The organism is Streptomyces sp. CA-249302 (assembly GCF_050936785.1).
In the GTDB taxonomy this organism is placed as follows: Bacteria; Actinomycetota; Actinomycetes; order Streptomycetales; family Streptomycetaceae; genus Streptomyces.
The window spans coordinates 5,417,191-5,440,284 of record NZ_JBNJMG010000001.1; the positions used below are offsets into that span (position 1 = coordinate 5,417,191).

At 68.6% G+C, this 23,094-nt stretch carries 17 protein-coding genes; 13 read left to right on the forward strand and 4 right to left on the reverse strand.

Annotation, left to right across the window (positions count from 1 at the left end; all coding sequences use genetic code 11):
- The first annotated feature begins 1 nt into the window (after nucleotide 1).
- Entirely contained in the window at nucleotides 2–1,123 is a 1,122-nt protein-coding gene (gene femX, locus ACQEWB_RS24395) for a peptidoglycan bridge formation glycyltransferase FemX (protein ID WP_432834394.1), read from the forward strand.
- 101 nt (nucleotides 1,124–1,224) lie between these two features.
- Nucleotides 1,225–2,256, forward strand: a complete 1,032-nt coding sequence (locus tag ACQEWB_RS24400) for an alanine racemase (protein WP_432834396.1) — start codon at nucleotides 1,225–1,227, stop codon at nucleotides 2,254–2,256.
- Between the two features lie 76 nt (nucleotides 2,257–2,332).
- Here the strand turns inward: ACQEWB_RS24400 and ACQEWB_RS24405 are convergent, their stop codons facing one another.
- Together ACQEWB_RS24405 and ACQEWB_RS24410 are read right to left on the reverse strand one after the other, a co-directional pair.
- Entirely contained in the window at nucleotides 2,333–3,841 is a 1,509-nt protein-coding gene (locus tag ACQEWB_RS24405; protein WP_432834398.1) for a glycosyltransferase family 87 protein, read from the reverse strand.
- Between the two features lie 130 nt (nucleotides 3,842–3,971).
- Nucleotides 3,972–6,650 carry a transglycosylase domain-containing protein gene (locus ACQEWB_RS24410; RefSeq protein ID WP_432834400.1) on the reverse strand — a complete coding sequence of 893 codons (2,679 nt, stop codon included), beginning with the start codon at nucleotides 6,648–6,650 and terminating at the stop codon, nucleotides 3,972–3,974.
- Nucleotides 6,651–7,003: 353 nt separating this feature from the next.
- On the opposite strand from ACQEWB_RS24410, the gene ACQEWB_RS24415 reads away from it, so the two are divergent.
- The 4 genes from ACQEWB_RS24415 to ACQEWB_RS24430 all read left to right on the forward strand — a co-directional run bounded on the left by ACQEWB_RS24415 (nucleotide 7,004) and on the right by ACQEWB_RS24430 (nucleotide 10,828).
- Nucleotides 7,004–7,687, forward strand: a complete 684-nt coding sequence (locus ACQEWB_RS24415; RefSeq protein ID WP_432834402.1) for a PadR family transcriptional regulator — start codon at nucleotides 7,004–7,006, stop codon at nucleotides 7,685–7,687.
- 44 nt (nucleotides 7,688–7,731) lie between these two features.
- Nucleotides 7,732–8,814: an inositol-3-phosphate synthase gene (locus tag ACQEWB_RS24420; RefSeq protein ID WP_432834404.1), complete on the forward strand. Its 1,083-nt coding sequence runs from the start codon at nucleotides 7,732–7,734 to the stop codon at nucleotides 8,812–8,814.
- Nucleotides 8,815–8,924: 110 nt separating this feature from the next.
- The gene (locus tag ACQEWB_RS24425; RefSeq protein ID WP_432834406.1) at nucleotides 8,925–10,187 is read left to right on the forward strand and encodes an MFS transporter; all 1,263 of its coding nucleotides are present in this window, start codon (nucleotides 8,925–8,927) and stop codon (nucleotides 10,185–10,187) included.
- A gap of 125 nt (nucleotides 10,188–10,312) precedes the next feature.
- Nucleotides 10,313–10,828: an LppU/SCO3897 family protein gene (locus ACQEWB_RS24430; protein WP_432834408.1), complete on the forward strand. Its 516-nt coding sequence runs from the start codon at nucleotides 10,313–10,315 to the stop codon at nucleotides 10,826–10,828.
- Between the two features lie 120 nt (nucleotides 10,829–10,948).
- On the opposite strand, the gene ACQEWB_RS24435 is transcribed toward ACQEWB_RS24430, so the two are convergent.
- Nucleotides 10,949–12,391 carry a CCA tRNA nucleotidyltransferase gene (locus ACQEWB_RS24435; protein WP_432834411.1) on the reverse strand — a complete coding sequence of 481 codons (1,443 nt, stop codon included), beginning with the start codon at nucleotides 12,389–12,391 and terminating at the stop codon, nucleotides 10,949–10,951.
- 216 nt (nucleotides 12,392–12,607) lie between these two features.
- Here ACQEWB_RS24435 and ACQEWB_RS24440 point away from each other — a divergent pair, with 216 nt between their 5' ends.
- The 7 genes from ACQEWB_RS24440 to trxA all read left to right on the forward strand — a co-directional run bounded on the left by ACQEWB_RS24440 (nucleotide 12,608) and on the right by trxA (nucleotide 22,375).
- Complete coding sequence (locus ACQEWB_RS24440; protein ID WP_432834413.1) at nucleotides 12,608–14,998, forward strand: DUF6049 family protein; 2,391 nt, start codon at nucleotides 12,608–12,610, stop codon at nucleotides 14,996–14,998.
- 45 nt (nucleotides 14,999–15,043) lie between these two features.
- The gene (gene murJ, locus ACQEWB_RS24445; RefSeq protein WP_432834415.1) at nucleotides 15,044–17,344 is read left to right on the forward strand and encodes a murein biosynthesis integral membrane protein MurJ; all 2,301 of its coding nucleotides are present in this window, start codon (nucleotides 15,044–15,046) and stop codon (nucleotides 17,342–17,344) included.
- Between the two features lie 138 nt (nucleotides 17,345–17,482).
- Complete coding sequence (locus ACQEWB_RS24450) at nucleotides 17,483–19,204, forward strand: protein kinase family protein (RefSeq protein WP_432834417.1); 1,722 nt, start codon at nucleotides 17,483–17,485, stop codon at nucleotides 19,202–19,204.
- Nucleotides 19,205–19,235: 31 nt separating this feature from the next.
- A complete protein-coding gene (gene sigM, locus ACQEWB_RS24455; RefSeq protein WP_432834419.1) occupies nucleotides 19,236–19,961 on the forward strand; it encodes an RNA polymerase sigma factor SigM in 726 nt (241 codons plus the stop codon).
- Nucleotides 19,958–20,842, forward strand: a complete 885-nt coding sequence (locus ACQEWB_RS24460) for an anti-sigma factor family protein (protein WP_432834421.1) — start codon at nucleotides 19,958–19,960, stop codon at nucleotides 20,840–20,842. The genes sigM and ACQEWB_RS24460 overlap by 4 nt, the downstream gene beginning before the upstream one ends.
- 191 nt (nucleotides 20,843–21,033) lie before the next feature.
- Nucleotides 21,034–22,002: a thioredoxin-disulfide reductase gene (gene trxB / locus ACQEWB_RS24465; RefSeq protein ID WP_432834424.1), complete on the forward strand. Its 969-nt coding sequence runs from the start codon at nucleotides 21,034–21,036 to the stop codon at nucleotides 22,000–22,002.
- Between the two features lie 43 nt (nucleotides 22,003–22,045).
- A complete protein-coding gene (gene trxA / locus ACQEWB_RS24470; protein WP_058924306.1) occupies nucleotides 22,046–22,375 on the forward strand; it encodes a thioredoxin in 330 nt (109 codons plus the stop codon).
- A gap of 74 nt (nucleotides 22,376–22,449) precedes the next feature.
- On the opposite strand, the gene ACQEWB_RS24475 is transcribed toward trxA, so the two are convergent.
- The gene (locus tag ACQEWB_RS24475; RefSeq protein WP_432834426.1) at nucleotides 22,450–23,067 is read right to left on the reverse strand and encodes a GNAT family N-acetyltransferase; all 618 of its coding nucleotides are present in this window, start codon (nucleotides 23,065–23,067) and stop codon (nucleotides 22,450–22,452) included.
- Nucleotides 23,068–23,094 lie beyond the last annotated feature (27 nt).

Genomic DNA, 23,094 nt, shown 5'->3' on the forward strand with positions numbered 1-23,094 from the left:
AATGAGCCTGACCCTGAGGACGATCAGCCGCGAGCAGCATCTGGCGTACATCCAGAGCCTGCCCTCGGCGAGCCACATGCAGGTTCCGGCCTGGGCCGACGTCAAGGCGGAGTGGCGCTCCGAGAGCCTCGGCTGGTTCGACGACCGCAACGGTGAGATGGTCGGCGCGGGCCTCGTCCTCTACCGCCAACTCCCCAAGATCAAGCGCTACTTGGCCTATCTGCCCGAAGGCCCGGTCATCAACTGGTTCGCGCCGAATCTGACCGAGTGGCTGGAACCGATGCTCGCGCACCTCAAGCAGCAGGGCGCCTTCTCCGTGAAGATGGGCCCGCCGGTGATCATCCGGCGCTGGGAGGCCATCTCCATCAAGGCCGGCATCCAGAACCCGGACGTGAAGCGCCTGCGCGACATCGAGGCCGACTTCATCGAGCCGCGCGCCTTCGAGGTCGCCGACAAGCTGCGCCGGATGGGCTGGCAGCAGGGCGAGGACGGCGGGGCCGGCTTCGGCGACGTGCAGCCCCGCTACGTCTACCAGGTGCCGCTGGCGAACCGGTCTCTGGAAGAGGTCCACAAGAACTTCAACCAGCTGTGGCGCCGCAACATCAAGAAGGCCGAGAAGGCCGGGGTCGAGGTCGTCCAGGGCGGCTACCAGGACCTCGAGGAATGGCAGCGGCTGTACGAGATCACGGCCGTGCGCGACCACTTCCGGCCCCGCCCGCTGTCGTACTTCCAGCGCATGTGGACGGCCCTCAACACCGAGGACCCCAACCGGATGCGGCTGTACTTCGCCCGCCACAACGGCGTGAACCTGTCGGCGGCGACGATGCTGATCGTCGGCGGGCACGTCTGGTACTCCTACGGCGCCTCCGACAACATCGGCCGTGAGGTCCGGCCCTCGAACGCGATGCAGTGGCGGATGCTGCGCGACGCCTACGCGCTCGGCGCGACCGTCTACGACCTGCGCGGCATCTCCGACTCGCTGGACGAGACCGACCACCTCTTCGGTCTGATCCAGTTCAAGGTGGGCACGGGCGGCCAGGCCGCCGAGTACCTCGGCGAGTGGGACTTCCCGCTCAACAAGCTGCTCCACAAGGCGCTCGACATCTACATGTCGCGCCGCTGAGCCCCATCGGCCCCGGCCGTTTGCTTCGATAAGTCCGACAGCTTCGTTCGCTTCCATACCTCTGATACACCGCAGCCACCAGAAAGGTTCCAGGTCCGGCCATGGCGCTCACGCTCTACGTCGACACCGCGCGCTGGCGGGCGCACCACAAGCACGTGCAGGAGCAGTTCCCGGGGCTCGTCCCGGTCTGCAAGGGCAACGGCTACGGCTTCGGGCACGAGCGGCTGGCGGAGGAGGCCACTCGGCTGGGCTCCGACATCCTCGCCGTTGGCACCACGTACGAGGCCGCGCGGATCAAGGACTACTTCGGCGGTGACCTGCTGGTGCTGACGCCGTACCGGCGCGGCGAGGAGCCCGTCCCGCTGCCCGACCGGGTCATTCGCTCGGTGTCGTCGATCGACGGCGTGTACGGCCTGGTGGGCGCCCGCGTGGTCATCGAGGTGATGTCCTCGATGAAGCGGCACGGCATCAGCGCCCAGGACCTGCCCCAGCTGCACGCCGCCATAGAGAACGTCCGCCTGGAGGGCTTCGCCATCCACCTGCCGCTGGACCGCACGGACGGCTCGGACGCCGTCGAGGAGGTCATCGGCTGGATGGACCACCTGCGCGCGGCCCGGCTGCCGCTGCACACGATGTTCGTCAGCCACCTCAAGGCCGAGGAACTCCACCGGCTGCAGCAGCAGTTCCCGCAGACCCGCTTCCGCGCCCGTATCGGCACCCGGCTGTGGCTGGGCGACCACGAGGCCACCGAGTACCGCGGAGCCGTCCTGGACGTCACGCGGGTCGCCAAGGGTGACCGCTTCGGCTACCGCCAGCAGAAGGCGGCCTCGGACGGCTACCTGGTGGTCGTGGCGGGCGGCACGTCGCACGGGGTGGGCCTGGAGGCCCCGAAGGCCCTGCACGGCGTCATGCCGCGCGCCAAGGGCGTCGCCCGGGCCGGCCTCGCCACGGTCAACCGGAACCTTTCTCCGTTCGTCTGGGGCGGCAAGCAGCGCTGGTTCGCGGAGCCGCCGCACATGCAGGTGTCGATCCTCTTCGTGCCGTCGGACGCGCCGGAGCCGAAGGTCGGCGAGGAGCTGGTGGCCCATCTGCGGCACACCACCACGCAGTTCGACCGAATCGTCGACCGCTGAGGCAGCGGACAGACCGAAGGCCGTACACGGAACTCCGTGTACGGCCTTCTGCTTGGGCCTCGCAGGCCCTGTTCGCTCAGAGCGAACTGTCCCTGGAGGATGCCGTTCCACCGCTGCCCCACTCCACCTGGGGCCCCTCGAAGTAGGCCGCGTGCCGCGGCGGATGGGCCGCCGGACCGACGACGAAGACGTCCTCCGCGCCGTCCAGCACGCCTCCGGATGGATCGTCGTCGCCGGACCTGCGCACCGGGTCCCGCTCCGGCATCAGGATGTCGCGCACGATGACGCCGCAGAGGTACAGCGTCCCCAGCAGGTGCACGCCGATGGCCCAGTGGTAGCCGTCCTGCGGCAGTCCTTTGTGGGCGTCGCCGCTGGTCGTGTACGCGAGGTACATCCAGATACCCAGGAAGTACGCGACCTCGCACGCCTGCCAGATCAGGAAGTCCCGCCACTTGGGCCGGGCCAGCACGGCCAGCGGGACCAGCCACAGGACGTACTGCGGCGAGTAGACCTTGTTGGTGAGGATGAACGCCGCGACGATCAGGAACGCGAGCTGGGCGAAGCGGGGTCGGCGGGGAGCGGTCAGGGTGAGTACCGCGATGCCCACACAGCAGAGCACCACCAGTGCGGTGGCCAGGTTGTTGACGGTGTCGGTGGTCAGCGGGTCGGACGAGTTCTGGGCCATGATCAGCCAGAACGAGCCGAAGTCCACGCCCCGGTCGTGGCTGAACTTGTAGAACTGCGACCAGCCGTCCCAGGCGAAGAGCATCACGGGCAGGTTCACGACGATCCAGGCGACGGCCGTGCCGCCGAGCGCCTTGCCGAAGTCCCGCCACTTGCCGGCCCGCCAGCACAACAGGAACAGGGGGCCGAGCAGGAAGACGGGATACAGCTTGGCGGCCGTGGCGAGCCCCAGGAGGACGCCGAAGGCGAGGGGGCGGCTACGGGACCACATCAGCATCGCCGCGGCCGTCAGAGCGACCGCCAGCAGGTCCCAGTTGATGGTGGCGGTCAGCGCGAAGGCCGGCGCCAGGGCGACCAAGAGACCGTCCCAGGGCCGGCGGGCGTGCGTCCGGGTCACACAGACCGCGATGACGGCCGCGCACGCCATCAGCATCCCGGCGTTGACCATCCAGTACCACTGCTCCTGGTCCTGGATGCTGCCGCTGCCCGGTGTGAGCCAGGCGGCGACCTCCATGAACACGCCGGTGAGCACCGGGTATTCGAGGTACGGCATGTCGCCGGAGATCTTGTCGAAGTACGGCACGAGCCCGTCGGCGAAACCGCGCCCCTGATAGAGGTGCGGGATGTCCGAGTAGCACGCCTTCGTGTACTGCGAGCTGGCACCGAAGAACCAGGCGCCGTTGTAGCAAGGCGCCTTCTGGATCAGGCCGAGGGCGAACATGCCGATCGCGACGAGCGCGATGACTCTGACGGGAGTCCACCAGGACGTCCCGAGCAGGGCGCGCCGCCCGAGGGGGCCGCCGATCAGCTCACTGCCGGACGTGGCGACCTTGTCCTCTTTGGTCGGCCGCACCGTATCCGGCTCGTGCACGCTCTCTTGCGTCGATTCTGCGCTGGGCATGCCGCACATCCTGCCGTACATGCCTAGGAATACGCCGAGGGCCGCCGCACCCACTCAGGTGCGACGGCCCCTGTTTCACGTGAAACATGTGGACGTTTCACGTGAAACACCCGTGCCGGGTGCTTTGGCGCTAGCCGCTCGACCCTCCGAAGAGGCCTCCGTTGCCATTGCCTCTGCTGTTGCCGTTGCCACTGGTCTCAGTGGCCGTCGGGGTGGAGGTCACACCGCCGTCGGTCCCGCCCGTGTCCGTGCCACCGGTGTCCGTGCACTGCCAGCTGAACTGGCACGACTCGCTCGCCGAAGGACTCGGGCTGGTCAGCGTCTCGCTGGGCGTCGGGCTCGGCGTCGGACTGGTCAGCGTCTCGCTCGGCGTCGGAGTCGGCGTCGGGCTGGGCACGTCGTTGACGACCTCGCCGATCTGCTCAGGCGTCGGGAAGTCCTCCGCCTCCGTACCCTTCAGCGCCTCCGTCATGTAGTCGTGCCAGATCTCGGACGGGAACGAGGCACCGTGGATCTTCTCCTGGCCACCCGTTCCGTACATCTCCAGGAAGGTGCGGTTCTTCTGGGACTCGTCGTCGTCGTACCGGAACATCGTGATCGACGTGGACAGCTGCGGGGTGTAACCCACGAACCAGGCGGACTTGTTGCCGTCGGTCGTACCGGTCTTGCCGGCCACCTGGCGCCCGGGCAGCTGGGCGTTGGTACCCGTGCCCTTCTCGACCACCGTCTTCAGCACGTCGGTGACGTTGTCGGCCACAGGCGCGGTGAACGCCTGGGTGACCTTGTCCTCGTGGGTGAAGACCGTGCCGTCCTTGCTCGTCACCTTGGTGACGGAGAACGGATCACGCTGCTTGCCGCTGGAGGCGAAGGTGCCGTAAGCACCGGCCATACGGATCGCGCTCGGGTCGGAGATACCGATCGAGAAGGACGGGAAGCTCGTGCCGGCCAGGCTGTCCTTCTTGAGGCCAGCCGCGATCGCCGCTTCCTTCACCTTGTCCAGCCCGACGTCCATGCCGAGCTGCACGAAGGCGGAGTTCACCGACTCCCGCATCGCCTCACGCAGGTCGATCTGGTACTTGGGAGGAGAGCCGTACGACTCGTTGCCGTCGTTGGTCTGCAGCCACTCCTCGCCCTTCTCGTTCTTCCAGATCGTCCCGTCGTAGTCCTTGATCTTCAGCTTGTTCTTGCCGCTGTACAGGCTCTTCGGGGAGATCTGGGTGCGCTCGTCCTGCGCCTGCTCCGCACCGAGGCTCTTGTCGCGCACACCCCACTGCATCGCCGCCGCGAGCACGAACGGCTTCATGGTCGAACCGATCTGGGCACCGGTCACGTCCGCGTTGTTGGTGAAGTGCTTGGTCGCGTCCTCACCGCCGTAGATCGCCCTGATGGCACCGGTCGACGGTTCCACCGAAGCGGCGCCGAACTGGACGTGAGTGTCCGTCTTGGGGCGCTGCTTCGGCTTGATGTTGGCCTTCTGGACGTTGGTGACCGCGGTCTCGAGCTCCTTGACCTTCTTCTTGTCGAAGGTCGTGTAGATCGAGTAACCGCCCTTCTGCAGGTCGTCGGCGGAGATGTTGGTGTTGTTGACCAGGTACGCCTTGGCGAGGTCGACGAGGTAGCCGACCTGGCCGCTCAGCTTGTTGTTCGAGCGGGGGTTCTGCCACGTGGGGAGCTTGGTGTACTTGGCCCGGTCCGTGGCGCTGAGGTGGCCGTACTCGACCATCTTGTCGAGGGTGTTCTGCATCTGCACCAGGGCACGCCTGCTGTTGGCCTCGGGAGTGGCCGACGAGTCGAGCGAGGTGGCGCCCGCGGGGTCGTAGTACGTGGCGCCCTTGAGCATCGCCGCCAGGAAGGCGCACTCGCCCGGGTTCAGATCGACGGCGTCCTTGTTGAAGTACGCACGCGCGGCCGCCTGGATGCCGTAGGCCCCGCGACCGTAGTACGCGGAGTTCAGGTAGCCGGCCATGATCTCGTCCTTCGAGACCGTGGTGCCCACCTTGATCGAGACGAAGATCTCCTTGAACTTGCGGGAGACCGTCTGGGACTGGTCGTCCAGCATCGCGTTCTTCACGAACTGCTGGGTGATGGTGGAGCCACCCTGCGTCTCACCGCCCCTGGCCATGTTGAACACGGCGCGCGCGATGCCCTTCGGGTCGATGCCGCTGTCGGTGTAGAAGGTCTTGTTCTCCTGCGAGATCACGGCGTACTGCATCGCCTTGGGGATCTGCGAGAGGTTGACGATCTGACGGTTCGTCTCACCGCCCGTGGCGACCATCTCGCTGCCGTCGGACCAGTAGAAGACGTTGTTCTGGGCCTCGGCGGTCTTCGCTATGTCCGGGACGCCCACCATGGCGTACGCGATGCCCGCGACGGCCACCATGCTGCCGAAGAACCCGATGAACAGGCCGGCCACCAGCTTCCACGAGGGCAGCCAGCGTGCCACGCCGTACTTGCCGGAGCGCGGGTAGTCGATGAACCGCTTCTTTCCGGGGACGGCGGCGCGACCTCGTCCCCGCCCGGGTCCGGTGGGACCGTCGGGCATGCCGCGGCGGCCTCCGCGGCCCGGTTCGGCCGCTCTGCGTCGGCCGCCTCCGCTTCTCTGGGCCGCGCGGCGGGCCTCGGCGCGACCGCCGTACGACGGTTCCTCGCCTGCCGATCCGTATGAATTCGACCCGTACGCGTCGGAAGGAGACCCGGTGGCGCCTCGCGGTGCCGCGCGGCGGCCGGAGGACGAGCCGGACTGGCCACGTCGGGCCTCGGCACGTCCGCCTCCCTGCGGCTGCGGCGGTTTGCGACGGTGCTCGCTCATCGAAGGACTACTCCTCGGGCAGGCGCACGTCTGTGCGCCTGGAGACGACGGCTGGTTTCCGGTCCCCCCGAAGTACGGATGCGGTCGATCGCGCATTCATCCGTACCGCATCCAGGACGACGACGCCCCCCTGCGTCACTCGGCTCCCGGTGGTGTGCATGGCGCACAGACTACGCACCGTCAAAACCCTCCGAGCCCCGAAGTTCACCCCAAATCAGGCAACTTGCCTCGGATGAATAAGTGATGTGATCCCGTTCACCGTCTCCCCACTTGTCGCATCCGGAAGGCCGTTCTATCGTCTGGATGTATCGAGTCGATACATCGGAGCGAGATAAAGGCGAGGAGGCGAGCGGATGAGCCGGCGTTCCGGGATCCTCGAGTTCGCCGTACTCGGCCTGCTCCGCGAGTCCCCGATGCACGGCTATGAGCTGCGCAAACGGCTCAACACGTCGCTGGGCGTGTTCCGCGCCTTCAGCTACGGGACGCTCTACCCCTGCCTCAAGACGCTGGTCGCCAACGGCTGGTTGATCGAGGAATCGGGGAACACCCCCGAGGACGCCCTCGCAGCTCCACTCGCAGGGCGTCGCGCCAAGATCGTCTATCGGTTGACGGCGGAAGGTAAGGAGCACTTCGAGGAGCTGCTCTCGCAGACGGGCCCCGACGCGTACGAGGACGAGCACTTCGCCGCTCGCTTCGCCTTCTTCGGGCAGACGTCGCGAGACGTGCGCATGCGCGTGCTGGAGGGCCGCCGCAGCCGGCTGGAGGAGCGTCTGGAGAAGATGCGCCTCTCGCTGACCCGCACACGGGAGCGCCTCGACGACTACACGCTCGAGCTCCAGCGCCACGGAATGGAGTCCGTGGAGCGCGAAGTGCGCTGGCTGAACGAGCTCATCGAGAGCGAGCGGGCCGGACGGGACCTCAAGGGACCCACCTCCGGGGGGCCCGCTCAGCAGAACAACACATCTGGAGCGCCGGGCGTCCTGCCCCGTCCCGGGGACATCCCCGGGACGGATACGCCCGACGACACCGCCACGTGAGCGCCCGGTCAGGGCCTCACTCGTACACACAGGGAGCAACCGGAATGGGTTCGGTTCGCGTAGCCATCGTCGGCGTGGGCAACTGCGCCGCGTCGCTGGTGCAGGGCGTCGAGTACTACAAGGACGCCGACCCGGCGTCCAAGGTCCCCGGCCTGATGCACGTCCAGTTCGGCGACTACCACGTGGGTGACGTCGAGTTCGTCGCCGCCTTCGACGTCGACGCGAAGAAGGTCGGCCTCGACCTCTCGGACGCCATCGGCGCCAGCGAGAACAACACCATCAAGATCTGCGACGTCCCGAACAAGGGCGTCACGGTCCAGCGCGGCCACACCCACGACGGTCTCGGCAAGTACTACCGCGAGACCATCGAGGAGTCCACCGAGGAGCCGGTGGACGTCGTCCAGATCCTGAAGGACCGCCAGGTCGACGTCCTCGTCTGCTACCTGCCCGTCGGTTCCGAGGACGCGGCGAAGTTCTACGCCCAGTGCGCCATCGACGCCAAGGTCGCCTTCGTCAACGCCCTTCCGGTCTTCATCGCCGGCACGAAGGAATGGGCGGACAAGTTCACCGCGGCGGGCGTCCCGATCGTCGGTGACGACATCAAGTCGCAGGTCGGCGCGACCATCACGCACCGTGTGATGGCGAAGCTGTTCGAGGACCGCGGTGTCCGTCTCGAGCGCACCATGCAGCTCAACGTCGGCGGCAACATGGACTTCAAGAACATGCTGGAGCGCGACCGCCTCGAGTCCAAGAAGATCTCGAAGACGCAGGCCGTCACCTCGCAGATCCCCGACCGCGACCTGGGCGAGAAGAACGTCCACATCGGTCCGTCGGACTACGTCGCCTGGCTGGACGACCGCAAGTGGGCGTACGTCCGCCTCGAGGGCCGCGCCTTCGGCGACGTCCCGCTGAACCTGGAGTACAAGCTCGAGGTCTGGGACTCCCCGAACTCCGCGGGTGTCATCATCGACGCCCTGCGCGCCGCGAAGATCGCCAAGGACCGCGGTATCGGCGGCCCGATCCTGTCGGCGTCGAGCTACTTCATGAAGTCCCCGCCGGTCCAGTACTTCGACGACGAGGCGTACGACAACGTCGAGAAGTTCATCAAGGGGGAAGTCGAGCGCTAGCGAGACCCCTCGCCACGCGCCAAGGCTCGCTGAAAACGCTCCTGCCAGGGCTGTGAGGGTCCCCGGGTTCCACGACCCGGGGACCCTCTCCGTATGTGAGGCTGTGCCCCATGGCCGTCGTCCGTGACCTGCGCGTCCTGCTCCGCTTCCGGAACTTCCGACGCCTGCTCGCGGTACGACTGCTCTCCCAGGGCGCGGACGGCGTCTACCAGGTCGCGCTCGCCGCCTACGTCGTCTTCTCGCCCGAGAAACAGACCTCGGCCGCCGCGATCGCCTCCGCGATGGCGGTCCTGCTGCTCCCGTACTCCCTGGTGGGCCCGTTCGCCGGCGTCCTCCTGGACCGCTGGCGCCGCCGCCAGGTCTTCCTCTACGGCAACCTGCTGCGCGCCCTGATGGCCTGCGCGACCGCCGTCCTGATCCTCGCCCAGGTGCCGGACTGGCTCTTCTACGTCTCCGCGCTGTGCGTCACCGCCGTCAACCGCTTCGTCCTCGCCGGCCTGTCCGCCGCCCTCCCGCGCGTGGTCGACGCCGAGCGCCTGGTGATGGCCAACTCCCTTTCCCCGACCGCCGGTACGCTCGCCGCGACCGCCGGCGGCGGACTAGCCTTCGTCGTACGGCTGGTGGTGGCGGACTCCGACGCGGCCGTGGTGCTGCTGGGTGCGGTCCTGTACCTGTGCGCGGCGTTCGCGTCCCTGCGCTTCACGCCCGAACAGCTGGGCCCCGACCGTGAGTTGGTCCAGCCGAGCCTGGGGGCCGCGCTCTCCGGCACGGCACGCGCCCTGTCTGCGGCCGTACGCCATCTCGCGGCACCGGCACGCCGGGAGGCCGCCTGGGCGCTCCTCACGATGACCGTGATGCGGTTCTGCTACGGCGCCCTGCTGGTCATGCTGCTGATGCTCTGCCGGTACTCCTTCTCCTCGAACACGGACGACGGACTACGGCTGCTGGGGCTGGCGTTGGGCACATCGGCGGCAGGCTTCTTCGCGGCGGCCGTGGTGACGCCCTGGGCGGCGGGACGGCTCGGACCGGGCCACTGGATCGTCGTCTGCGCCGCGTCTGCGGCGGTACTGGAGCCCGCCCTCGGCCTCCCGTTCGCCGTCGCCCCCATGCTCGTCGCCACCTTCGTCCTCGGCCTGACCACCCAGGGCGCGAAGATCGCGACGGACACGCTGGTGCAGTCCTCGGTCGACGACGGGTTCCGCGGCCGGATCTTCTCCGTCTACGACGTCCTGTTCAACATCGCCTTCGTCGGCGCCGCCGCGGTGGCCGCCCTGATGCTCCCGCCGGACGGCCGCTCGGTAACGCTGGTGGTCACAGTCTCCGTTGTCTACGGGGCGGTTGCTGGGGCTATGGCCCGCTTTGAACGCCGGTAAGTGTCACATCAAAGCCACAGAGTCCCTCTGAAGCACATCAGTGTCAGTGGGGGCCGGTAACTTACCTGCGTCTTACGCACCTCTTATGTGCGCAGCTCATCTACTTGTTCTAGGGGGACCCCCAAGTGACCACTCCGCCGCCCCAGGGCCAGAACCCGTTCGCTCAGGGCCAGCAGCCCTACGGCCAGCCGCAGCCCCAGGCCCCCTACCCTCCGCAGGGCGGCTACCCTCAGCAGCCGGGCCAGCCCGGGTTCCCTCCGGGTGGAGCGCCGTACGCCCCGGTCCCGCAGCAGCCCCGCCGCCGGTTCAGCTTCAAGGCGATACGACTCGTCATCGTCCTCGTGATCGCCGTCGTCGCGGCCATCGGCGGTTACATAGCCAGCAAGGACGACGCCGACACGGCGAAGGTCGGCGACTGCATGCACCGCGGCAGCACCTCCGACACCAACCCGGACCTCGAGGTCGTCGAGTGCAGCTCCGCGAAGGCCCAGTACGTAGTGCTGGCCAAGATCAAGGGCTCGTACACCACCGAGATCACCGCGTCATCGAAGTGCGAGGCCGCGGCCAAGGACTTCCAGTACACGTACACCGAGTCCGGTGACGGCAGCGACTTCCTGCTCTGCCTGAAGGACTACAAGTAAAGAGAAGACGCGCTGTGTGGCGTTGTTTCACGTGAAACAACGCCACACAGCGCGTCCGGGCCTGAGTCTCCACCGCACCGGGGTCGTGTTTCACGTGAAACATGACCCCGCTTCATGACCTCAGCTCTGCTCGGCCCACCACTCCTTGAGGGCAGCCACCGCAGCGTCGTGCTCCATCGGGCCGTTCTCCAGACGAAGTTCCAGCAGGTGCTTGTAGGCGTTGCCGATGACCGGGCCGGGGCCGACTCCCAGGATCTCCATGATCTGGTTGCCGTCGAGGTCCGGGCGGATCGAGTCCAGCTCCTCCTGCTCCTGGAGTTGGGCGATGCGTTCCTCCAGGCCGTCGTATGCCCGCGAGAGGGCCGCCGCCCGGCGCTTGTTGCGGGTCGTGCAGTCCGAGCGGGTCAGCTTGTGGAGGCGGTCGAGGAGCGGGCCCGCGTCACGGACGTAGCGGCGGACCGCCGAGTCCGTCCACTCGCCGGTGCCGTATCCGTGGAAACGCAGGTGGAGTTCGACCAGCTGCGAGACGTCCTTCACCAGTTCGTTGGAGTACTTCAGCGCCGTCATGCGCTTCTTCGTCATCTTCGCGCCGACCACCTCGTGGTGGTGGAAGGAGACCCTGCCGTCCTTCTCGAAGCGGCGGGTGCGCGGCTTGCCGATGTCGTGGAGGAGCGCGGCCAGCCGGAGAACCAGGTCGGGACCGTTCTCCTCCAGTGCCATCGCCTGCTCCAGGACGATGAGCGTGTGCTCGTAGACGTCCTTGTGGCGGTGGTGCTCGTCGCTCTCCAGTCGCAGGGCCGGCAGCTCGGGCAGCACGTGGTCCGCGAGACCGGTGTCGACGAGGAGCGTCAGGCCCTTGCGCGGGTTCGCGGAAAGGATCAGCTTGTTCAGCTCGTCCCGGACCCGCTCGGCGGAGACGATCTCGATACGCCCCGACATCTCCGTCATGGCCGTCACGACCTCGGGAGCCACCTCGAAGTCCAGCTGGGCCGCGAAGCGGGCCGCGCGCATCATCCGCAGCGGGTCGTCGGAGAAGGACGCCTCGGGCGTGCCCGGGGTCCGCAGCACACGTGCCGCGAGGTCGTCGAGGCCGCCGTGCGGGTCGATGAACTTCTTCTCCGGAAGCGCGAGAGCCATCGCGTTCACGGTGAAGTCGCGCCGGACGAGGTCCTCGTCGATGGAGTCGCCGTACGACACCTCGGGCTTGCGCGAGGTCCGGTCGTAGGCCTCGGAGCGGTAGGTAGTGACCTCGATCTGGTATCCATCCTTCTGCGCACCGACCGTGCCGAAGGCGATCCCGACCTCCCAGACGGCGTCCGCCCAGGGCCGGACGATCTTGAGGACGTCCTCGGGGCGCGCGTCGGTCGTGAAGTCGAGGTCGTTGCCGAGCCGCCCGAGCAGCGCGTCCCGGACCGAGCCGCCAACCAGGGCGAGTGAGAACCCGGCCTCCTGGAAACGGCGGGCGAGGTCGTCGGCGACAGGGGCCACCCGGAGCGCCTCACTCGACGCGGGGTGCGGCACCTGGCTCAGGGCACTGGAAGTGTCTTCGTTGGCGTTCGGCACAACAGAAGAGGGTACGTGGCCCCGGCGACCGCGAGCGCCTCCATTAAACGTCCACACTCCACCGAGGACGCGCCTTTACACCGACACATAAAGGACGCCCCGACCCTGCTACCCGATCTTGTGGAGCAGACCGCGGCACTTCCCCTCGGCGCGCATCGTTACCATGCGTGGACGCACATTGCGACGACCACTGACGACGACGGGACGGGCTAGCGCGTGGCCGAAGCGGCAGACCTCCAGGGGACGAGTCCCTCACCTGCCCGCCGCTGGCTGCGGCGCTCCGGAGCACTGCTCGCCGGAGCGCCTCTGCTGGCAGGCCTGCTACAGCTGCCCGCCGCCGCGCCGGCGGCAGCGGCCGGTCAGGCCTCACTGAAAGACGCCTCGGGCGCCGGCACGGTGGCCGTCGCCCTCGACTCCCTGAGTCCCAACGCTCCGACCGACGGCGACACGCTGACCGTTTCGGGCACGGTGACCAACAACGGCAAGCAGAACGTCACCGGCGCCCAGGTGGACCTCCGGGTCGGCCCCGAGCTGAGCACCCGCTCGGGCATCGAGAGCGCCGCCAAGAACAGCGACAGCGTCCAGGGCGCGACCGGTCCGGTGGTCGGCGGGAAGTACGTCGAGAAGTTCAGCAAGCTCACCCCGGGGGTCGCCGAGCACTTCAGCATCTCCGTACCGGTCGACAAGCTGGACCTGGGCGACGACGGGGTCTACCAGTTCGCCGTCTCCCTGTCCGGCGAGACCTCCGCACAGCCGTGGGACCAGGTTCTCGGCGTCCAGCGGACCTTCCTGCCGTGGCAGCCGGAAGGGGCGGACACCAAGACGAAAACGACGTTCCTGTGGCCGCTCGTCTCCACGGTCCACATGACGGCCGAGACGGGGTCGAACGAACAGCAGACGCCGGTCTTCCGCAACGACGACCTCGCCGCGGAGATCGCCCCCGGCGGCCGCCTGGACGAGATGCTCTCGCTCGGCAAGGACCTGGACGTCACCTGGGTGATCGACCCGGACCTGCTGGCCTCCGTCGACGCGATGACCGGCAGCTACAAGATCCGGAACGACGACGGCACCACCACGACCGGCACGCACCAGGCTGTCGCCAAGGAGTGGCTCGACGAGCTGCAGTCGGCGGTCGCGGGCAACGAAGTCGTCGCCCTGCCCTTCGCCGACCCGGACCTGGCCTCCCTGGCCCACAACGGCACCGGCGTCACCGGCTCCCTGAGCCATCTCAACGAGGCCACCGATGTCGCCGCCACCACGGTGGAGACGGTGCTGCACGTGACGCCGAGCACCGATTTCGCCTGGCCCGTGGACGGCGCCGTCGACCCGTCGATCGTCAAGGTCGCGACCTCGGCCGGCGCCGACAAGATCATCGCCCGCAGCGACAGCCTCCAGGAGACCGGCGGCCTGCCCTACACGCCCTCCGCGGCCCGCCCTGTCGGCGGCGGTACGACGGCGGTGGTCGCGGACGCCCGGCTGTCGACGGCCTTCCAGGGCGACCTGACGAAGGCCAACGCCACCACGCTCGCCGTGCAGCAGTTCCTCGCCCAGAGCCTGGCGCTGAACGTCCAGACCGACAAGCAGCGCAGCATCGTCGTCGCCCCACAGCGCATGCCGACGGCCCGCCAGGCCCAGGCGATGGCGGAGGCGGTGACGGCCCTCCAGGGCGGGAACTGGTCCCAGACCCAGAAGCTCACGGCCGCCGCCAAGGCCAAGCCCGACTCCGGTGCCACCACCAAGGTGCCGTCGTCGTCCGCGTATCCCTCCTCGCTGCGCAAGCAGGAGTTGCCGCGGTCGGCGTTCGAGGAGATCGCGGCCACGCAGGACAGCCTCGACAACTTCCGGGTGATCCTCACCGACGAGTCCCGGGTGGTGACCCCCTTCGGGCGGGCCATGAACCGCGAGATGTCCACGTCCTGGCGTGGCCGGGCCGTCGCCGCGCAGAGCTTCCGTGACAGCGTGCAGGGCTATCTCTCCGGCCTGACCAGCCAGGTCAAGCTGATCGACAAGTCCGACACCAAGCTCTCCGGACGCAGCGCCACGATCCCCGTCACCGTCCAGAACAACCTGGTGCAGGGCGTCGAGCACCTGACCCTGCGGCTCACCTCGAAGAGCCCCAACCGCCTCCAGATCGGCGGCCACGACTACTACGAGCAGCCCGTCGAGGTCTCCGGCGGGCACAGCCAGACGGTGAAGTTCACCACCTCGGCCAAGGCCAACGGCCAGGCGACGGTGGTCGCCCAGCTGTACACACAGGACGGCCAGAAGTACGGCGCCGAGGTCGACTTCGACGTCAAGGTCACCGAGTTCACGGCCACGGTGATGCTGGTCATCGGCGGCGGCTTCCTGCTGCTCGTCCTGGCCGGTTTCCGGATGTACACCCAGCGCAAGCGGGCCGCTGCCCGTGAGGCCGAGGGGGACGGTCCGGACGAGGCGGGCGAGTCAGCCGGCGGGCCGGAGAACCCCGAGGGCCCCGCGGACCGTCTTGAGGAGGAGTCGGGCACGGAAGCCCGGGCAGGCGACCCGGAGCAGCCGAGTGACCCTTCAGCGGACACCGCAGCGGAAAGCGCCGACCCGTCCGGCACGGGTGAGAGAGTGGACCGTTGAGCGATGTCGTGGCCGGTGGGCCCGGGACGATGAGGTGGGGTAGCCATGAACGCGCCGTACGACGGTGACCGCGGCCAGGCCGCAGGTCCCTCGGGTGACCCCGAGGGCCTGCCGCCCGAGCCCGGCCAGGTGCCGCCGCAGTCGCCCGCCGACATGTACCTCCAGGACGCGTACGCCCAGGACCCCTACCGCGCACAGGACCTGTCGGCCCAGGACCCGGTCGCCGAGGCACTCTACGACCGCGCCGCACACCCCCCGCCGCCCCCGGGCACGTACCAGCCGCAGCAGCCCCTGTACGGCCGGCCGCAGCAGTCCGCGTACGCCCCCGACCCGCAGATGTGGGCCCAGACCCCGGCGCCGGAGCCGGAGGGGCCGACCCAGTACCTGCCCTACGGCGACAACCCCCGCACGACCCAGTTCGTGGGCGTCGACGACCTGGTGACCCAGGCCGGCGAGGAGCGCCACGAGCCGGACGCCTTCGCGCATCTCTTCCGGGACCAGCAGCAGGGCAGCGGCCGCCCCACGGATCCCCCGTCGGTACCGGGCCCCGCCGCCGCCCCCGGCGGGCCGCCCCCGGCGTCGCAGTACCCGCAGCCGACGGCTCCCGTGCCCGCGGCCGACCGGACGATGAACCTCGCCGCCACGCCCGCCGCCGATCAGACCATGAACCTCGGTACGGCCCCCGTCGCTGCGCCGGTGGCCCCGGCGAAGAAGGGCGGGCGGGCCGGCGGCCTGCTGAAGTCCAGCGCCGTGATGGCAGCCGGCACCATGGTCTCCCGCCTCACCGGCTTCATCCGCTCCGCGCTGATCGTCTCCGCGCTCGGCGTCGGCCTGCTCGGTGACACCTTCCAGGTCGCCTACCAGCTGCCGACGATGATCTACATCCTGACCGTGGGCGGCGGCCTCAACTCCGTCTTCGTGCCGCAGCTGGTGCGCGCCATGAAGGAGGACGAGGACGGCGGCGAGGCCTACGCCAACCGTCTGCTGACCCTGGTCATGGTCGCGCTCGGCGCGCTCACGGTCCTCGCGGTGCTCGGCGCGCCCCTCCTGATCCGCCTGCTGTCCGACTCTGTGGCGAGCGACCCGGCGGCCAACGAGGTCGGCGTCACCTTCGTCCGCTACTTCCTGCCCTCGATCTTCTTCATGGGCGTCCACGTGGTGATGGGGCAGATCCTCAACGCCCGCGGAAAGTTCGGCGCGATGATGTGGACACCGGTCCTGAACAACATCGTCATCATCGTGACGCTCGGCATGTTCATGTGGGTGTACGGCACCGCCGCCACCTCGGGCATGAAGGTCACCAACATCCCGCCGGAGGGCCAGCGGCTCCTCGGCATCGGCGTGCTGCTCGGACTGGTCGTCCAGTCCCTGGCGATGATCCCGTACCTGCGCGAGACCGGGTTCCGGCTGCGGCTGCGGTTCGACTGGAAGGGCCACGGCCTCGGCAAGGCCGTGACGCTCGCCAAGTGGACCGTCCTGTTCGTCCTCGCCAACCAGGCCGGCGCGATCGTGGTCTCGCAGCTGTCCACCTCGGCCGGCAAGGCCTCGCCCGTCGACGGCACCGGCTTCGCCGCCTACGCCAACGCCCAGCTGATCTGGGGCCTGCCGCAGGCCATCATCACGGTCTCGCTGATGGCCGCCCTGCTGCCGCGGATCTCGCGCTCGGCGGCCGAGGACGATGCCGGCGCCGTGCGCGACGACATCTCCCAGGGCCTGCGCACCACGGCCGTCGCGATCGTCCCGATCTCCTTCGGCTTCCTCGCCCTCGGCATCCCGATGTGCACGCTGATCTTCGGCTCCTCGGGCATCAGCGAGGCCACGAACATGGGCTTCATGCTGATGGCCTTCGCGCTGGGCCTGATTCCGTACTCCGTGCAGTACGTCGTCCTGCGCGCGTTCTACGCCTACGAGGACACCCGGACGCCCTTCTACAACACGGTCATCGTGGCGGCGGTCAACGCGGGCGCCTCGGTGCTGTGTTACCTGGTGCTGCCCTCGCGCTGGGCCGTGGCCGGCATGGCCGCGTCGTACGGTCTCGCCTACGCGATCGGCGTCGGCGTCGCCTGGAACCGGCTGCGCAAGCGGCTGGGCGGCGACCTGGACGGTGCGCGTGTCCTGCGAACGTACGCCAGACTCTGCATCGCATCGGTACCGGCTGCCGCCCTCAGCGGTGCGGCCTGCTACGGGATCGGCCACACGCTCGGCCAGGGTGTGATCGGTTCCTTCGCGGCCCTGCTCGCGGGCGGGGCGGTACTGCTCGGAATCTTCTTCGTCGCCGCGCGCAAGATGCGGATCGAGGAGCTGAATTCACTGGTCGGCATGGTCCGCGGGCGGCTGGGCCGCTGACAGGGGGGTATGCGCACAACCATCGTCCGCCACCGTGTGTCGTGCATAGCGGCGGACTGTGGGCACAATTGGTTTCGGCGTCGGACGGCGCGCACGGAAGTCGGTCGGCGCGCAATGAATGGGGAGGCAGGAACGACGGTGGCGGAACGGAGCACGGCTGCCGTCGACGTGGCAGACAACAGCGGCGACGAGCCGCTGACCGCACAGGCGGACCAGTCCACGGCCGACGGGGTGGCCCAGAACCGGGAGCGGGACACGGACATCGACGAGGCACAGGGGAGTGGCGGGGCCGAGGGTCCCGAGAAGGCCTCACCACCCGAGCTGCACAGCGGCCACAAGCTGGCCAGACGGTACCGGCTGGAGGAGTGCGTCACCCGACTGGACGGATTCAGCAGTTGGCGCGCGGTGGACGAGAAACTCCGGCGTGCCGTCGGCGTCCACATCCTGCCGGCGGACCATGCACGGGCGCGCTCCGTGCTGGCCGCGGCTCGATCCTCGGCGCTGCTCGGTGACCCGCGCTTCGTCCAGGTACTCGACGCGGTCGAGGAGAACGACCTCGTCTACGTCGTTCACGAGTGGCTGCCCGACGCGGTCGAGCTGACCACCCTGATCGACCCGGGCCCGCTGGAGCCACACGAGGCGTACCAGATGGTCAGTCAGATCGCCTCGGCGATGGCTGCCGCGCACCGTGAGGGTCTGGCGCATCTGCGGCTGAACCCCAACGCCGTGCTGCGCACCTCCAGCGGCCAGTGGCGCATCCGCGGTCTCGCCGTGAACGCGGCGTTGCGTGGCATCAACTCCGAGACCCCGCAGCGTACGGACACGGAGTCCATCGGTGCGCTTCTGTACGCGGCGCTCACCCAGCGCTGGCCGTACGAGAGCGACGCCTACGGCCTGGCGGGGCTGCCCAAGGACGTCGGTCTGATCGCGCCCGACCAGGTGCGGGCCGGGGTCCACCGGGGCCTGTCCGAGCTGTCGATGCGCGCGCTCGCCAACGACGGCGCGACCGCCTCCCGGCACGAGGCTCCGTGCACCACGCCTGAGGAGCTGGTGAAGGCGATCGGCGAGATGCCCCGCATCCGCCCGCCGGAGCCGGCGTACACCGCGCCGCCGGAGTACCAGCGCACGACGTACCAGCAGGGCAGCTACGGCCGCCCGGCGCCGCGCCCCGGTGTCACCCAGCCCGTGCCGCCCCCGCCCGCTCCCCTGCAGAGCCGTACCGGCAAGGCACTGAAGTGGGCTGTCTCCGCCCTCCTCATCGCCGCGCTGGGGCTGGGCAGTTGGCAGCTCGCGGAAGTCCTCATGGACAACGGCAACAAGTCCGACGACACCAACAAGAGCCAGACGACGGACGGGAACGACAAGAACGGCGACAAGACGAAGCCGGTCAAGAAGCTCTCGGTCCAGGGGGCCCAGGAGTTCGTCGCCAAGGGAGATGCTCAGCACCCGGGCGACGTCGCCAAGACGTACGACGGCAAGAGCTCGACCTTCTGGAAGACCAACACCTTCATAAAGGGTCCGACCCTCGCGCCGTACAAGCCGGGTGTGGGCATCATCTACGACCTCGGCTCGGCGCAGCAGCTCGACACCGCGTCCGTCGGCCTCCGGTACGCGGGCGACCACACCACGGTGGACCTGTACTCCTCCGACTCGCTGACGCCTTCTTCGTTGGGTGACATGACGAAGATCGGCAGCATCACCACGAGCGGGAACACCGCCACGGTGACGCTCAAGAAGTCGGTGAAGACGCAGTACGTCCTGGTGTGGATCACCGCGGTGCCGTACTCGGGCGCCGACCCGAGCGCGTACACGGGCGCCGGCTACAAACAGGCCATCACCGACGTCACGTTCAAGGGCTGACAAGACACCGCATCCCAGGGGAGGGGGTCCGATGGCAGATGACACCGCATACGGCGACACGAGCGATCAGGACCTCCTGGCCCGCCACGTAGAGGGCGACCCGGACGCCTTCGGCGAGCTTGTACGGCGTCATCGCGACCGACTGTGGGCCGTGGCCCTGCGGACGCTGGGCGACCGCGAGGAGGCCGCTGACGCCGTCCAGGACGCCCTCGTCTCTGCCTACCGGGCCGCCCACACCTTCCGCGGCCAGTCGGCCGTCACGACGTGGCTGCACCGGATCACCGTGAACGCCTGCCTCGACCGTGCCCGGAAGGCCGCCTCACGCAAGACCTCTCCGGTGGACGACACGGAGCGGCTGGAGCAGCTCCTGGAGCCCCACGAGGAGGCATCGGCTCCGGCCGAGCGCAACGATCTGCACCGCCAGCTGCTGGAGGCGCTCGGCACGCTCCCGCCGGACCAGCGGGCCGCGCTGGTCCTCGTGGACATGCAGGGCTATCCCGTCGCCGAGGCCGCCCGGATGCTCGACGTCCCGACCGGCACGGTGAAGAGCCGTTGCGCCCGGGGCAGAGCCAGACTGCTGCCGCTGCTCACCCATCTGCGGCCGGAAAATGCCGGTGGTGGAAAGGAACAGGGTGAGGGGCGGAACCGGGCGCAGGGGACATCCGTCCCACCGGCAGCGGGACCGCCGAATGCCGGTCCGCGCGATACCGGGCCAAGTGATTCAGCTGCTGTGAAGGGCGGAGGTGGGCGAGCGTGACATCCACGACGGACATGACCGGACACCCGGACGTCGCCGAGATCTCCGACCTCACCGAGGGACTGCTCACGCCGTCCCGGACCACCGACGTTCGGCAGCATCTGGACGAGTGCGAGCTCTGCGCAGACGTCTACACGTCGCTGGAGGAGATCCGGGGGCTGCTCGGCACTCTTCCGGGGCCCACTCACATGCCCGCGGATGTGGCCGGCCGGATCGACGCCGCCCTCGCCGCGGAGGCCCTGCTGAACGCGACGGCACCCGACGACGCGCATGTTTCACGTGAAACATCGGCACCGGCAGACCGCCCCTCCGGTCATGCACGTGGTTCGAGCACCGGCCCCGGCCGCAAGAACCGCAAGCGGGCCGGACGCCGCAGGGTCGCCGTCCTCGGCAGTGTCTTCGCAGTCGCCGCTCTGGGCCTCGGCTCCGTACTGATCGCCACGTTCAACGACGGCAAGCCCTCCGGAACGGAGGCGAACGGGCGGCAGACCACCGCGGCCGACACCTTCTCCGAGAAGAAGCTGGAGAAGGACGTCGCCGACCTTCTCGTCCAGAAGCAGACCTCGGGACGCGGATCCACCGCCCCCCACAACAGCAGCGTCGGTGCGCTGGGCGGCGGCGACGACCCGGGGGTCGTGTCACCCAAGATCGACAAGGCGCCCACGGTCCCCACCTGCGTCCAGAGGGGAATCGGCAGCGACGACGCAGCGCTGGCAACCAAGAAGGGCACCTTCGAGGGAACGGACGCCCTGCTCGTCGTTCTCACCGACACGTCGGACAGCACCAAGGTGACCGCATACATCATGGACGCGACCTGTGCCACGCACCCGTCGGCCGGCGACGCCAAGGTCCTTCTGAAGCACACCTACAACCGCTCCTGAGCGCACACGCGGCCGCTCTGAGAGCGCGCACGGTTCAGCGTCTCCCTCCGTGGTATCCCGTACGGTGTCGCCTCCCCGTGTGCCCGGACACAGCGGGAATGCACGCCCCTTAGGATCCGTTGGGTGGGGTGAGAGTTCCGAGTGGGCTCCCACCGGTCCGACGACGCAGTCCAGAGACGAGGAACCAAGCCGTGAGCGACGTCCGTAACGTGATCATCATCGGCTCCGGGCCCGCCGGCTACACGGCGGCGCTCTACACCGCGCGCGCGTCGCTGAAGCCGCTGGTGTTCGAGGGCGCCGTCACCGCCGGTGGCGCGCTCATGAACACCACCGAGGTGGAGAACTTCCCCGGCTTCCAGGAAGGCATCATGGGCCCCGAGCTCATGGACAACATGCGCGCCCAGGCCGAGCGCTTCGGCGCCGAGCTCGTCCCGGACGACATCGTCTCCGTCGACCTGGCCGGTGAGATCAAGTCCGTCACGGACACCTCAGGCACCGTGCACCAGGCGAAGGCCGTCATCGTCGCCACCGGCTCGCAGCACCGCAAGCTCGGCCTGCCGAACGAGGACGCCCTCTCCGGCCGCGGTGTCTCGTGGTGCGCCACCTGTGACGGCTTCTTCTTCAAGGACCAGGACATCGCCGTGATCGGCGGCGGCGACACCGCGATGGAAGAGGCCACGTTCCTCTCCCGGTTCGCCAAGTCCGTGACGATCGTCCACCGCCGGGACACCCTGCGCGCCTCCAAGGCGATGCAGGAGCGCGCCTTCGCCGACCCGAAGATCAAGTTCGTGTGGGACAGCGAGGTCGCCGAGATCCAGGGCGACCCGAAGCTGTCGGGCCTGAAGCTGCGCAACCTCAAGACCGGCGAGCTCTCAGACCTGGCGGTCACCGGCCTGTTCATCGCGATCGGCCACGACCCGCGCACCGAGCTCTTCAAGGGCCAGCTCGACCTGGACGAGGAGGGCTACCTCAAGGTCGCCGCCCCCTCGACCCGCACCAACGTGACGGGTGTGTTCGCCGCGGGTGACGTGGTCGACCACACCTACCGCCAGGCGATCACCGCGGCCGGCACCGGCTGCTCCTCCGCTCTCGACGCCGAGCGCTACCTCGCCGCCCTCGCGGACGAGGAGCAGGCCGAGCCCGAGAAGACCTCTGTCTGACCCCCTCCCGCCCCACCGCACACCAGTAAAAGGAGCCCCAGCCGTGGCCGACCTGAAGAACGTGACCGACGACTCCTTCGAGCAGGACGTCCTCAAGAGCGACAAGCCTGTCCTGGTGGACTTCTGGGCCGCCTGGTGCGGTCCGTGCCGCCAGATCGCTCCGTCGCTCGAGGCGATCGCCAAGGAGTACGGCGACAAGATCGAGGTCGTGAAGCTCAACATCGACGAGAACCCGGGTACGGCCGCCAAGTACGGCGTCATGTCCATCCCGACACTGAACGTCTACCAGGGTGGCGAGGTCGCCAAGACCATCGTCGGTGCGAAGCCGAAGGCCGCGATCGTCCGCGACCTTGAGGACTTCATCGCCGAGTGACGTTTCACGTGAAACATCGAGGGGCCGACCCGGACGGGTCGGCCCCTTCGCGTTGGTGGCATCCGTCGTAGCCGCTAGAGGGGCCGGAGCACCGGCTCCTTCTGCACGGCCCCCAGCAACCGGTCCAGGGCCATCTCCACGTCTTCCTTCCAGGAGAGTGTGGTCCTCAGTTCCAGCCTCATCCGGGGATAGGTGGGGTGCTGCCGTACCGTCTTGAAGCCCACCGCCAGGAGATGGTCGGCCGGCAGCACGCAGGCCGGTTCCTTCCAGCGGGCGTCCCCGAACGCCTCGATGGCCTTGAAGCCCCGACGCAGCAGGTCCTTGGCGACCGTCTGCACCATCACCCGGCCGAGCCCCTGCCCCTGGTAGCCCGGCAGGATGAAGCCCGTCATCAGCTGTACCGCATCCGGCGACACCGGGCTCGTGGGGAAAGCCGTGGAGCGGGGAACGTAGGCCGGAGGGGCGTAGAGGACGAAGCCCACCGGTACGTCGTCGACGTAGACGACCCGGCCGCAGGATCCCCAGTCGAGCAGGACGGCCGAGATCCAGGATTCCTTCTCCAGGGCGGCCGTGCCCGCCCTTACCGCGGCTTCACCGCTGACGGGGTCCAGCTCCCAGAAGACGCACGAGCGACAGCGCTGGGGAAGGTCCTGAAGGTTGTCCAGCGTGAGCGGTACGAGCCGGCGCCCCATGAAGGCTGTTCCTCGCTTCCTTCGCCC

What these genes read in the sequence shown, in the direction of transcription:
- femX (WP_432834394.1), top strand. Translation starts at nt 2, where the DNA reads ATGAGCCTGACCCTGAGGACGATCAGCCGCGAGCAGCATCTGGCGTAC.
- ACQEWB_RS24400 (WP_432834396.1), top strand. Translation starts at nt 1,225, where the DNA reads ATGGCGCTCACGCTCTACGTCGACACCGCGCGCTGGCGGGCGCACCAC.
- ACQEWB_RS24405 (WP_432834398.1), bottom strand. Translation starts at nt 3,841, where the DNA reads ATGCCCAGCGCAGAATCGACGCAAGAGAGCGTGCACGAGCCGGATACG.
- ACQEWB_RS24410 (WP_432834400.1), bottom strand. Translation starts at nt 6,650, where the DNA reads ATGAGCGAGCACCGTCGCAAACCGCCGCAGCCGCAGGGAGGCGGACGT.
- ACQEWB_RS24415 (WP_432834402.1), top strand. Translation starts at nt 7,004, where the DNA reads ATGAGCCGGCGTTCCGGGATCCTCGAGTTCGCCGTACTCGGCCTGCTC.
- ACQEWB_RS24420 (WP_432834404.1), top strand. Translation starts at nt 7,732, where the DNA reads ATGGGTTCGGTTCGCGTAGCCATCGTCGGCGTGGGCAACTGCGCCGCG.
- ACQEWB_RS24425 (WP_432834406.1), top strand. Translation starts at nt 8,925, where the DNA reads ATGGCCGTCGTCCGTGACCTGCGCGTCCTGCTCCGCTTCCGGAACTTC.
- murJ (WP_432834415.1), top strand. Translation starts at nt 15,044, where the DNA reads ATGAACGCGCCGTACGACGGTGACCGCGGCCAGGCCGCAGGTCCCTCG.
- sigM (WP_432834419.1), top strand. Translation starts at nt 19,236, where the DNA reads ATGGCAGATGACACCGCATACGGCGACACGAGCGATCAGGACCTCCTG.
- ACQEWB_RS24475 (WP_432834426.1), bottom strand. Translation starts at nt 23,067, where the DNA reads ATGGGGCGCCGGCTCGTACCGCTCACGCTGGACAACCTTCAGGACCTT.